Origin of the sequence: Streptomyces marokkonensis (genome assembly GCF_008312835.1) — a bacterium.
In the GTDB taxonomy this organism is placed as follows: Bacteria; Actinomycetota; Actinomycetes; order Streptomycetales; family Streptomycetaceae; genus Streptomyces; species Streptomyces marokkonensis_A.
In genome coordinates this window covers 54,995-66,978 of record NZ_VSKS01000006.1, presented here as the reverse complement: position 1 = coordinate 66,978, position 11,984 = coordinate 54,995, and the positions used below count along the sequence as shown (strand labels likewise).

Here is an 11,984-nt window from a genome sequence, read left to right as displayed (position 1 = left end):
GCAGGTCCGGCCCCGCCACCCCGTGGTGGCGGGGCCGGGCCCCTGCCGGGCCCCGCGCCCCGTCAGCCGTCGGCCGGCAGCGCCCGGATCAGCAGCACCGCGATGTCGTCCAGGCGGCCCTCCGCGTCCGCGCCGGGCCGGACCAGCGCGTCGGCGAGGTCGTCCAGCGGCAGGTCACCCAGCTCGGTGAGGCGCCGGCACAGATCGGCGAGGGCGTCCTCGAAGTCCGTACCGGGTGACTCCACCAGGCCGTCGGTGTAGAGCACGAGCAGCGAACCGGGGGAGAGGTCCACCTCCGTCGACGGATAGGCCGCCGAACCGTCGATCCCCAGCAGCGGACCACCGGCCAGGTCCAGCACCCGCACCCGCCCGTCCGGCCTGCGCAGCAGCGGCGGCGGATGACCCGCGCGGGACATCACGGCCCGCCCGTGCGCGGGATCCAGCCGCATGTACAGACAGCTCGCGAACAGCTCCGAACCCAGGTCCAGCAACAACCGGTTGGTGCTGCGCATGACCTCCTCGGGGGCCTGCCCGACGGCCGTGTACGCGCGAACGGCGGTGCGGACCTGCCCCATCAGCCCGGCCGCCGTCACGTTGTGCCCCTGCACATCCCCGATCACCGCCGCCGCCATGCCCTGCGTCGGCACCAGGTCGTAGAAATCGCCCCCGATCTCCATGCCCTGAGTGGCCGGCAGATACCGTGCGGCCGCCTCGATCCCGGCCAGCGACGGCAGCGTGTGCGGCAGCAGCGCCTCCTGCAGCCCGTGTGCCAGCCGGTGCTTCGCGTCGTAGAGCACGGCCCGCTCCAGCGCCTGGGCGATCAGCCCCGCCAGACTGGTCAGCACCGCCCGCTCCTCGGTGGCGAAATGGTGCGCCGCCGCGTACGACAGCACGCACGTCCCCACCGGGCGGCCCGAGGCGATCAGCGGCAGGTACGCCCATGCCGAGAACTCGGACGGATTCGTCAGCAGCGCCGGGTACAGGCGTTCTGCGTCCGCCCGGTTCTCGAAAAAGGCGGGCACACCCGTGCGCAGCACCTGGCTGCCGGGAGTCGGCTCCGACAGCGGCATCCCGTCGTACCGCTCCACGACCCGCGGATCCCGGTACCCGCGGTGTCCCAGCACACGCAGCCGGCCCGCGCGGGAGCCGAGGACCACCAGCCCCTGGCTGCCCACCGCCGGCGCGACCTCGTCCGCGACCAGCTGCACCACGTCCTGCACCCCGACCGTCTCGGTCAGCGCGCCGGCCAGGCCCAGCACCTGGGTGATGGTGACCAGCCGCGCGGTCGCCCGCCCGGGCCGCGGCGCCGTGCGGTTCATCTCCGTCACCGCCCGCGCCCGGCTGATACGGACGCTGAGCCCGGTCGTGCTCGGATACAGCCGGAAGGACAGCCACTCGTTGGGCGGCCGCAGCGCGACGAACGAGGTGACGTGCTGGCTGAACAGGGCGGCCCGGTAGCGGTCCTCGTAGACGGGGTCGTTCAGCCACGGCACCGACGCCCACAGATGGGCGCCGAGCAGCCGGTTGGCCGGGACGCCGAGCAGGTCCGAGGCGGCGGCGTTGACGAAGCCGACCCGCCCGTGCACGTCGAGCGAGCACAGACCGTACGGCAGCCGGGACACCATCCGTGCCGCCTCCACCGAGCCGAGCGTGCCGGCCATGCCGCCCACCAGCGGCGCCGCCAGCAGATCCGGCTCGGGCGCCAGCGGCAGGCTCTGCTCGGCGGCCCGCTCCAGCCGCACCGCCAGCCGGTCGCAGGCGGCGGTCAGATGATCGCGCTCCCAGTCGGACAGGTCCGGTGGGTGTGTGCCGGGCAGGTCACGAAGACCGCGCCGTACGCCCTGGTCGCGGTCGCCACCGGCAGCGCCGCCAGGGAGAAGGGATAGGGCAGCACCATGGCGATCCGGGGATAGTGCCGCGCCATCTCCTCCTCGCCGCCCACCCAGACCAGCCGTCGTTCGCGCGCCGCGTCGGACACCGGGATGGGCGCGCTCAGCGCCAGCCGTTCCCACGGGGCCGCGAAGGCGCGCGGCAGCCCCGCCATCACCGCCATCTCCAGCACCGGCTGGTCCGGCGAGAGCAGGTACACCGCCCCGGAATGGGCGTGCACCTCGTCCATCATCGAGGCCAGCGACAGTGACAGCAGCGGGCGGCCGACCGGTGCCCGCCCACTCGCCGGCGCCTGCGCGGAGGACTGTCCCTCGGACACGCCGACCACCTCCTCGCACGGCCGCGCCACCGGCCACGGGACCCAATCTCCTCCCTGCGGGGCCGTCGCGCACGACGAACGGCGGGGAGAAGGGGCCGGACACCCGGGGAGCGAGCGGACCCCGGGGGGACCGCTCCCGCGACGTACCGGTCCGGTTGCCCCGCGCCCGGCGCCACAGGTTCCCCGCCGAGGACCCGGCGAAGCGGAGGGAACCCGTCCTGCAGCCGAACGCTCGCAGGGGCTGCGCGGATGTCCCATTAGCGCTGTAATGGCCAACGTGGTCGGTGAGGGCGCTGCGGGACGCAGCACGAGAACGCTGCGTGCGGAGGGCGCCCTGACGGCGATCGCGGTCGACCGGGACTCACCCGAACGGGTGCGCCGCATCCTGGAGCAGGCCCTCGTCTTCGCCGGTGCCTCCTTCGCCGCCGTGTACACGCCCAGCGCGGACGGAGAGCGGCTCTATCTGGCGGAGTCCGCCGGGGTGCCGAGGACTCTGTGCGGGGTGCGCGACAGCTACCCCGTCGCGGGACACGCCCCGGTGGCCGAGGCGCACCGCGGGCGGCCGGTGTGGCTGGGTCCGGAGGAGCTGGCCGCACAGGCCCAGTCGCGGCGCGTGCCCCGCCGCGCCTTCCACCTGGCGGCCCTGCCCGTGAGCCACGGCGGCGGCTGCCTGCTCACGGTGAGCGAGCGCCCCGGCGGGTTCGACGCCGACGACCGCGTCTGCCTCGGCCTCGTCGCCGACGCCGTCGCCTTCCCCGCGCCGCCCGCGGCCGCCGACGGCGCGGAGCTGCCGCCGGGTGGTTTCAGCCTCGCCATGGACACCGGCCGGGTCCGGGTCGACGAGGCCGTCCTGGAGCTGTTCGGCCTGGACCCGGACGACTTCGACGGGCGGGTGGAGACCCTGCTGGGCCTGACCGTGCCGGAGGACCTGCCCTCGCTGATGTCCGTCGTCGAGGCCGACCACATGACGATCGGCGAGCGGGAACTGGAGTTCCGGGTGCTCCAGCCCGCGGGCCCGCCCAAGTGGCTCCGGCTGCGCGGCCGGCTGGCGCCCGGCGGCGAGGGGCGCCCGGCCCGTCTGGTGGGTTCCGTCGCCGATGTCTCCACGCTGCGCTCCGACATCACGGACGTGGCCCGTGTCCAGCGCCTCGCAGCCGCACTGGCCACCGCCGTCACCATCCGCGACGTCGGCAGGGCCGTGGTCGCCGCGCTTCGCAGGCCGCTGCGTGCCGACCGGATCGCGGTCGCCGAGCTGGAGAACGACCGGCTCGTCGTGACCGTCCTCGACCCGCCCGAACCCGAGGCCTGGCCGGAGCTGTGGCGCGCGGAGTGGCGCACCGAGTGGCCCGACGCGCCGGTGCGCACCATGCCGACCCTCGCCGCCGCGCTGCGCGAGGGCCGCGCCGGCATCTGGCCCGCCGGTTCCCCGCTGGAAGTCGCCCTGGCCGAGGTCGGGCCCGGCGGCCTGGCTGTGCTGCCGCTGCCCGCGGGCAACCGCATGGCAGGCGCCTGCCTCATCGGCTGGGACGCCCCCCATGATTTCGGCGCCGACGAACGCGCCCTGCTCACCGCCGCCGCCGGCCTCGCCGGACAGGCCCTCATGCGGGCCCGTGCCTTCGACGCCGAGCACGAACTGGTCGGCATGCTCCAGCGCCAGCTCCTGCCGCGCCGCCTGCCCCGGCTTCCGGGCGCGGTCGCCGTCGCCCGCTATCTGCCCAGCACGGCCGGACTGGAGCTGGGCGGCGACTGGTACGACGTGATCCCGCTGCCGGACAACCACGTCGCCCTCGTCATCGGCGACGTCCAGGGCCACAGCGCCGGCGCCGCCACCCTCATGGGCCAGATGCGCACCGCCCTGCGCGCCTACGCCGTCGAGGGACACCCCCCGGACGTGGTGGTCTCCCACGCCAACCGGCTGCTCATGGACATGGAGACCGACCTCTTCGCCACCTGCTGCTACGTCGACGTCGACATGGAGGAGGGCTTCGCCTGGTGCGTCCGCGCGGGACATCTGCCACCGGTGCTGCGTCACCCGGACGGACGTACGGACATCGCCGAGGCAGAGGGCGGACCACCGCTCGGGGTGGTGCGGCAGAGCGACTTCCCCATGAGCCCGCTGCGGCTCCAGCCCGGCACGATGGTCGCCCTCACCACGGACGGCCTGGTCGAGTCGCCCGAGACCGACATCGACGAGGGCATGGAGCGCTTCGCCCGGCAGCTGTCGGTCTCCGACCCCGCGCACCTGGGGCAGGTCGCGGACGCCCTGCTCGGCAAGGCCCCGCGCAGCGACGACGTCGCCCTGCTGCTGATGCGCTACGACGGCATGGCCCTGCGCCCGCTGCGCGAGAGCTGGACGGTGTGGCGGGTGCCCCAGGCGGTGGGCCACGCCCGCCGCTTCACCCGGCGCACCCTGCGCTCCTGGGGCGTGAGCGAGGACATCGACGCCCCCCTGCTCGCGGTCTCCGAACTGGTCACCAACGCCCTGGTGCACACCGACGGACAGGTCCGCCTCGACCTCACCCTGGTCAACGACCGGCTGCGCCTCGCGGTCGCCGACGCCTCGCCCCGCACCCCCGTGAAGCCCACCAGCATCGGCTGGGAGGCCACCGGCGGCCGGGGCATCCTGCTCGTCGAGGCGGTCTCGGCGACCTGGGGCACGCTCCCGGTCAGCGGGGGCAAGCAGGTGTGGGCGGAGTTCGTCGTACGGTGACGACGGGAACGGCGGCGAGGGCGGGGGCAGCACCGCCCGGGGCCGCTCTCAGAGCCGCTTCAGCAGCTCCTCGGCGAGCGGAGCGGACGACGCCGGGTTCTGACCGGTGACCAGGGTGCGGTCGACCACCACGTTCGGTGCCCACGGCTCGCCCGCCCGCACCCGCACACCGGCCTCGGTGAGCCGGTCCTCGAGCAGCCACCGCACCTTGTCGCCGAGGCCGCCCTGCGCCTCCTCGGCGTTGGTGAACGCGGCCACCTCGTAACCGGCGAAGGCGTTGCCGCCGTCCTCCCGCACGGCGGCGAGCAGCGCGGCCGGACCGTGGCAGACGACGGCGAGCGGCTTGCCCGAGTCCAGCGCCTCGACGAGCAGCCGGCCGGAGCCGGGATGGACGGCGAGGTCCTCCATGGGGCCGTGGCCACCGGGGTAGAAGACGGCCGCGTACTCGTCCAGCCGGACGTCCTCCAGCCGGACCGGCCGCCGGAGCTCGGTGAAGGACTCCAGCGCCTTCGCGATCCGGTCGGCGTTCTCCCGGCCGCCGTTCATCTCGGGTGTGAGGGAGCCCCGGTCGACGGGAGGCACGACGCCGCCGGGAGTGGCGACGACGACCTCGTGGCCCGCGGAGCGCAGCGCCTCGTACGGCGCCACGGCCTCCTCGGCCCAGAAGCCGGTGGGATGCGCGCTCCCGTCGGCCAGGGTCAGACGATCGGCCCCGGTGACGACGAACAGAATCTTCGACATGTGCTCACTTCCCGATATGTGCGCGGTTGCTTGCGACACCTCGACGGTAGAGGGCCCGCACCCCGCGATTCCAATGCCCTCCCGCATGCCCGCCATAGGGAAACCTATGGATACCGCCGCGTAGTCTCGTCACCGTGAGGCACAGTGAGACCGACCGCCCGAACGGGAGCGCCGCCGCCGCGTCCGACCTGAACCTGCTGCGCACCTTCCTCGCGGTGTACCGCTCCGGCTCCTTCACGGCCGCCGCCCGGCTCCTGGGCCTGTCCCAGCCCACCGTCACCACCCAGATCCGCTCGCTGGAACGGCAGACCGGCCGCGAACTGTTCGAACGGCGGCCCCGTGGTGTCGCGCCGACCGCCGTGGCCGACGAACTGGCCGCCCGGATCGCCGCTCCGCTCGACGCCCTCGCCGAGGCCACCGGGCACGGCCCGCCCTCCCGGGCCCGCCCCGCGCCCGTCCACCTCGCCGGACCCGCCGAACTGCTCTCCACACGGGCCCTGCCCGCACTCGCCCCCCTGGTGGCAGAGGGAGTGCGGCTGCGCGTCACCACGGGCCTGAGCGACCGGCTGCTCGACGAACTGCGCTCCGGGCGACACGACCTGGCGATCGCCACGAGCCGCCCGCGCGGCCGCACCCTGACCGCGGTGCCGCTGGCCGACGAGGAGTTCGTCCTGGTGGCCGCGCCCGCCCTGGCCGGCGGACTGCGCGCACGTCTCGCCGCCGAAGGCCCCGGCGCGCTGCACGGCGTACCGCTGCTCGCCTACGCCGAGGACCTGCCCATCGTCCGCCGCTACTGGCGGCACGTCTTCGGCCGGCGTCTGAACTGCCACGCCGCCGTCTCGGTCCCGGACCTGCGGGCCGTGCTGGCCCTGGTGGTGGCCGGGGCCGGCTACAGCGTGCTGCCCCGCTATCTGTGCGCGGACGAACTGGCCTCCGGCGCCGTGGCCCTGCTCGACGAGCCCGTGGACGCGCCCATCAACACGGGCTTCCTGGTGCAGCGGCCCGGCACCTCCGACAACCCCCACGTGGTGCTCGTCCGCGACCGTCTCCTCCGGGCCGCACGCGCCTGGTGACCGCGTGGCTCCGCCCGGGTACCCGGGCACCGGCCGGGGACAGGACGGACCGCGACATCATGACCGCCGCGCCGGTGACCGTCGGGCCGCAGACCTCCGTCGCACAGGTCGCCCGCGCCATGCGCGACCGCGGCCTCGGGGCCGCCCTGGTGACCGACGGTGACCGACTGTGCGGCCTGGTCACCGACCGTGACCTGGCGGTGCGGCCGGTCTCCCGGGGCGTGGACACCGAGGAGACCACCGTGGCCGGCGCGTGCGGCGACGACCTGGTGACCATGGCACCGGACGACGACCTGGACCACGTGGTGCGGCTGGCCGTGGAGCGCGACCCGGAGCCGGCCCTCGGTGTTTGTGCAACGCGGCACCGGGGACCCGTCGGTCAGTGGCTGCAGAAGGAAGATGATGCGTCGTGATGTCGGAGATCAGTGACAAACCCCGGACCCGCCGGCCGGAGACCGGCTGGGCGCGAGCCCGGCGGCTGCGCGGCAAGGACCCCCTGCGGACCTGCCTGCCCGCCGTGGACCGCGGCAGCACCTCCACCGTCCCGGGGACGGGGACGGAGGAGAACATAGTGAGGGGCGTGGACTGACAGGTGCCCGGGCGCACCGGTCGAGCCGCTGCCGGCGTCGTGGCGCCCGGGTCCGTCGCCGTGCGGCTGCTCCTGATGTCGGACACCCACCTGCCGAAACGCGCCAAGCGGCTCCCCGCGCCGCTGCTGGAGGAGGTCCCCCGTGCGGACGTCGTGCTGCACGCGGGGGACTGGGTCGACACCGACACCCTGGATCTGCTGGAGAGCCGCAGCCGCAGGCTGATCGCCGTGTACGGCAACAACGACGGGCCGGGACTCCGCGCCCGGCTGCCCGAGTTCGCGCAAGCGGACATCGGAGGCCTGCGCTTCGGTGTCGTCCACGAGACGGGACCCGCACAAGGGCGCGAGACACGCTGCGCCGCCCGCTTCCCGGACGTCGACGTGCTGGTCTTCGGACACAGCCACATCCCGTGGGACACCACCGCGCCCACGGGACTCCGTCTGCTCAATCCGGGCTCCCCGACGGACCGCCGTCGTCAGCCCCACTGCACCTACATGACCGTCACGGTCTCCGGGGGGTCGATCACCGAGGTGGATCTCCACCGGCTGCCACCGCGCTGACGGCCGGGCCGCTCCGTGCCGACGGAAGCGGCCCGGGCGCTGCGAGTGGATGCGCTTTCACGGACCTCCTTCCCACGATCGGAGGTGATACCGGGCGCGTACCCGGCTCCGCCGTACTCACACACCATCCGTTCCCGGATTCTCCGGAAGCGGTGGATGGACCGCTCCCCGCGTGCCGGTCAGGGGCGCGCCCGTGCCGCCCCAGCGCAGCGCGACGATCTCCGCGGCCACGGACACGGCCACCTCCTCGGGCGTACGGGCGCCGAGGTCGAGCCCGACAGGTGAGCGCAGCCGGGACAGCTCACGCCCGGTGAGCCCGGCGCCGGCCAGTCGCTCCGCGCGCTCGGCGTGGGTGCGGCGGCTGCCCATCGCCCCGATGTACGCGGCCGGCCGGCGCAGCGCCTCAAGGAGCAGCGGAACGTCGAACTTCGGATCGTGGGTGAGCACGCAGACCACCGTGCGCTCGTCGGTCCCGGTGTCGCGCAGATACCGGTGCGGCCACTCCACGACCACCTCGACGCCGTCCGGGAAGCGCCGGGGCGTGGCGAAGACCGGGCGGGCGTCGCACACGGTGACGCGGTAGCCGAGGAAGGCGCCGATGCGGGCCACGGCTGCCGCGTAGTCGATCGCGCCGAAGACCAGCATGCGCGGCGGCGGCGCGAAGGACTGCAGGAACACGCTCACCGCGTCCGCGCGGCGCTCCCCCTGGGGGCCGTAGTGGCGCCGCCCGGTGGCGCCGAGGGCGAGTCCGCCCCGTGCGTCGGCGGTGACGGCCGCGTCCAGCCCGGTCGTCCCCAGGGTGCCCGTGACCCGGTCCGGCCGGACGGCGAGGGTGGCGCCGCACGGCGCGGGACCGCCGGTCACCGTCGCCATCGTCACCGGCTCGCCGGCGGCGGCCGACTCCGCGACGGCACCGAACGCCGGGTCCGCTCCGCGCGTCACGGGACGCACCAGTACGGTGATCTCGCCGCCGCAGGTCAGCCCCACCGCGAAGGCGTCCTCGTCGCTGTAGCCGAAGGTCCGCGTGCGGACCGCGCCGTCCGTGACGGCCTCCCGCGCCAGCTCGAACACCGCGCCCTCGACACAGCCCCCGGACACACTGCCCACCACCTCGTCGCCGGGGCCGACGGCCATCGCGGCCCCGGGACCGCGGGGTGCGCTGCGGCTCACCCCGACGACGGTGGCCAGGCCGAACGGCTGCCCGGCCGCGTACCAGCGGCCGAGCACCGGGAGAATGTCACGCACGGTCCGCTCCTTCCACCTGGTGACTTCCCCGCGCCGCGCCCGGTGAACGCGCCGGGGCACGGTGCCCCGGCGCCCCCGCATGGACCACGACCCGCTGAACCGGAAGGACTGCCTCCGCGCCCGTGCGCTCAGTCGGCCGACGGACCGGACCAGCCGGCCTCCACCCGGCCGAGGCGCACCCGCTGGGGGTGATCCCCGACGGGTACGGAGACGGACTTCTCGCCGGTCGCGAAGTCGATGGCGGTGACCCGGTCGGCGCCGCTCTCGGAGACCACGCACGACTTCCCGTCACCGCTGACCGTCGCCCAGTACGGCTTGGACACGGTGACGAGCGGCCCCTGCCGCAGGGTCGCGCGGTCGACGACCGTCGCGTAGTCGTCCATGGTGCCCGCGACGCACAGCTTGGTGCCGTCCGGCTTCATGGTGATGCCGTGGTGACGGGAGTCGTTGACCCATGTGGTGCGGTCGGTGCTGGTGGCCGGGTTCTTCGGCAGGGTCTTGGTGCGGGTGATGCGGTTGGTGGCGACGTCGTACTCGAGGAAGCCGTTGAAGAAGGAGACCTGGAAGTACAGCTTCGACTCGTCCGGGGAGAACGCGGCCGGGCGGACCGCGTCCGAGTGGTCCTTCAGACCGGCGGCGTCGAGCCGCTCGCGCATGTCGATGACCTCGACCTGTTCGAAGGTGGTCGCGTCGACGACCGTGATGCGGCGGTCGCCCTTCGTCCAGTCCAGCCAGGTCGCGTCGAGGGCGGTGTTCACCTCGCCGATGGACATGTTCCAGATGTGCCTGCCGTCGGCGCTGAAGATGTTCTCGTGCGGCTTGTCGCCCGTGGCGAACGAGCCGAGTTCCTCGCCGGTCCCGATGTCCAGGACGTGCACCGTGTTGGAGGTCGAGGCCGAGACGGCGACACGCTTGCCGTCGGGGGAGACGGCCATGTGGTCGGAGCGGTAACCGGACACGGGGAAGCGCCAGTTGACCTCTCCGGTGGCGAGGTCGAGGGAGACCACGTCGGCGAAGCTCGGCCGCGACACCACCACCGAGGTGCCGTCCGGGGTGGAGTACATGTCGTCGACGAACTGGTCGTGGCCCTCGCCGACGCTGTTGCGGATGGCCATGAAGTAGATCCAGTGGATCGGGTCGGCGTTGATCTCGGCCATCCGCGCCTCCTTGTCGGGGACGACGTCGATCCGGCCGATCCTCGAGAAGTCACCGGTGGACTCGAGGACATCGGCGGTGCCGTCCCAGTTGTTGCCCACGAACAGCACCTCGCGCAGGCCTGTGGAGGAGCCCGGGGCGGGGCCGGCGGCGTTCGCGGCGGCGGGGGTGGTGGCGGTCAGTGCGAGGGCGGCGGCGAGGACGCACAGGTTCCTGGTTCTGCGGAGCGGCATGACGCTCTCTCCTCTGCGGGTGGGGGACGGGCGGTGCGCCCGTGAGTGGGACATGCCAAACAGGGGAACGGAAATCTGAACACGGGTACTTTCAGAATCAACTTACTGAAAAGTAAGGACGGGTGACCCTTCTCCACAAGACTGCGTACACGACAAAATTGGCCGTGCCACCAAGGAGGGGAGGGCCGGTGCCGGACAGGCTGCGGGCACCGAGCGGCCGTTACGCGGGAAAGTCCGCCGAGGAGCGGAAGGCCGAGCGGCGCCGGCGCTTCCTCGACGCGGCGCTCGAACTGTTCGGTGCCGGCCCCGGCTACCGGTCCACCACCGTCGCCGCCCTCAGCGAGGCCGCGGGACTGTCGACGCGTCAGTTCTACGAGGAGTTCCGCAACCTGGAGGACGTCCTGGCCGTGCTGCACCTCCAGGTCAACGACCGGGCCGAGGCGGCGGTCCTGGCCGCGGCCGCACGGACGGCACACACCCCGCTCCCCGAACGGGCGGACGCCGTCTTCCGCGCCTACGCCGCCGACGTCACCGGCGACCCGCGCCGGATCCGTATCGCGTTCGTGGAGATCATCGGTGTCAGCCCGCGGATGGAGGAACAGCGGCTCGCCCGCCGCGCCCAGTGGGTCGAGCTGATCTGTGCCGAGGCGCGGGCGGCGGCCGCACGGGGAGAGGCGGCGCCCCGCGACCACCGCCTCGCCGCGACGGGCTTCATCGGCAGCGTCAACGGCCTGCTCCACGACTGGAGCGCGGGCTGGGTGGAGGCCACCCTGGACGAGGTCGTGGACGAACTGGTCCGCCAGCTCCTGAGCATCCTGCGCCCGCCCGCATGGGTCCCGCGGCGGGGCTGACCGTTCCGTCGGCCCCTCCGGTCCGGCGGGCTCGGTGCGCGGCCCGGGCCGGAGCACACGCGCCGGCGACGGGGCCGCACCGGGGGACAGGGCCACGAGGGCCGCGCCGACGGCCCGGGCGCACCCCGGCGGGGCACGGCCCGGCCGGGGTGCGCCCGGGCCGGGCCGCCTCCTCCCGCCGGGCCCGCGTCAGCCGGTCCGGTCCGGCGGCGGGCTGCGCCGCCGGACGGGCCGCGTCACTCGTCCCAGGCCTGGATCAATGTCTGCCCGGTGATCCTGCCGTCCCGCAGGGTGAGCATCGACTCCGAGAGCACCCGCACCCCGTCCGGGTACTGGCAGCTCTCGGAGTAGGCGGCGTGATCGCCCTGGACGACGCACGCCTCCAGCTTGTGCGTCATGTCGCGGCTGTAGACGTCGTCGAGCGCGGCGGCGATCTCGTCCCGGCCGTGCAGGACCTTGGGGTGGCTGGGCTGGGTGTTGCGGTCGACGATGCGCAGTTCCGCGTCGTCCGCGTAGAGCGACACCAGCATCGCCGAGGTGTCCGCCTCGATGCCCCGGCGCAGCGTGTCGGTGCCGAAGGCGGGTTGTGCCGCGGTTGTCATGATGACCTACCTCCT

At 73.9% G+C, this 11,984-nt stretch carries 10 protein-coding genes and 1 pseudogene; 6 read left to right on the top strand and 5 right to left on the bottom strand.

The window, feature by feature from the left end; all coding sequences use genetic code 11:
- Window positions 1-62: 62 nt before the first annotated feature.
- Window positions 63-2,218, bottom strand: a pseudogene (locus tag F1615_RS12570) (SpoIIE family protein phosphatase).
- Window positions 2,219-2,477: 259 nt separating this feature from the next.
- Between F1615_RS12570 and F1615_RS12565 the strand changes: the two are divergent.
- On the top strand, window positions 2,478-4,919 hold the full coding sequence (locus F1615_RS12565; RefSeq protein WP_149549025.1) for a SpoIIE family protein phosphatase: 2,442 nt from the start codon (window positions 2,478-2,480) through the stop codon (window positions 4,917-4,919).
- 48 nt (window positions 4,920-4,967) lie between these two features.
- Here the strand turns inward: F1615_RS12565 and F1615_RS12560 are convergent, their stop codons facing one another.
- The gene (locus F1615_RS12560) at window positions 4,968-5,660 is read right to left on the bottom strand and encodes a type 1 glutamine amidotransferase domain-containing protein (RefSeq protein WP_149549024.1); all 693 of its coding nucleotides are present in this window, start codon (window positions 5,658-5,660) and stop codon (window positions 4,968-4,970) included.
- Window positions 5,661-5,794: 134 nt separating this feature from the next.
- On the opposite strand from F1615_RS12560, the gene F1615_RS12555 reads away from it, so the two are divergent.
- The 4 genes from F1615_RS12555 to F1615_RS12540 are packed head-to-tail and all read left to right on the top strand — an operon-like array spanning window position 5,795 to window position 7,883.
- On the top strand, window positions 5,795-6,733 hold the full coding sequence (locus tag F1615_RS12555; protein WP_149549023.1) for a LysR family transcriptional regulator: 939 nt from the start codon (window positions 5,795-5,797) through the stop codon (window positions 6,731-6,733).
- A 59-nt stretch (window positions 6,734-6,792) separates the two neighbouring features.
- Entirely contained in the window at window positions 6,793-7,146 is a 354-nt protein-coding gene (locus F1615_RS12550; RefSeq protein ID WP_149549022.1) for a CBS domain-containing protein, read from the top strand.
- Window positions 7,146-7,322, top strand: a complete 177-nt coding sequence (locus F1615_RS12545) for a hypothetical protein (protein WP_388234500.1) — start codon at window positions 7,146-7,148, stop codon at window positions 7,320-7,322. Before F1615_RS12550 ends, F1615_RS12545 begins: the two co-directional genes overlap by 1 nt.
- 60 nt (window positions 7,323-7,382) lie before the next feature.
- Entirely contained in the window at window positions 7,383-7,883 is a 501-nt protein-coding gene (locus F1615_RS12540) for a metallophosphoesterase family protein (protein WP_149549252.1), read from the top strand.
- Window positions 7,884-8,000: 117 nt separating this feature from the next.
- On the opposite strand, the gene F1615_RS12535 is transcribed toward F1615_RS12540, so the two are convergent.
- Together F1615_RS12535 and F1615_RS12530 are read right to left on the bottom strand one after the other, a co-directional pair.
- Entirely contained in the window at window positions 8,001-9,128 is a 1,128-nt protein-coding gene (locus tag F1615_RS12535) for an XdhC family protein (RefSeq protein WP_208818297.1), read from the bottom strand.
- 128 nt (window positions 9,129-9,256) lie between these two features.
- Window positions 9,257-10,516, bottom strand: a complete 1,260-nt coding sequence (locus F1615_RS12530) for a YncE family protein (protein WP_149549019.1) — start codon at window positions 10,514-10,516, stop codon at window positions 9,257-9,259.
- A 188-nt stretch (window positions 10,517-10,704) separates the two neighbouring features.
- On the opposite strand from F1615_RS12530, the gene F1615_RS12525 reads away from it, so the two are divergent.
- The gene (locus F1615_RS12525; RefSeq protein WP_149549018.1) at window positions 10,705-11,367 is read left to right on the top strand and encodes a TetR/AcrR family transcriptional regulator; all 663 of its coding nucleotides are present in this window, start codon (window positions 10,705-10,707) and stop codon (window positions 11,365-11,367) included.
- Between the two features lie 236 nt (window positions 11,368-11,603).
- Here F1615_RS12525 and F1615_RS12520 read toward each other — a convergent pair whose 3' ends face one another.
- Window positions 11,604-11,969: a nuclear transport factor 2 family protein gene (locus tag F1615_RS12520; protein ID WP_149549017.1), complete on the bottom strand. Its 366-nt coding sequence runs from the start codon at window positions 11,967-11,969 to the stop codon at window positions 11,604-11,606.
- Window positions 11,970-11,984: the final 15 nt, after the last annotated feature.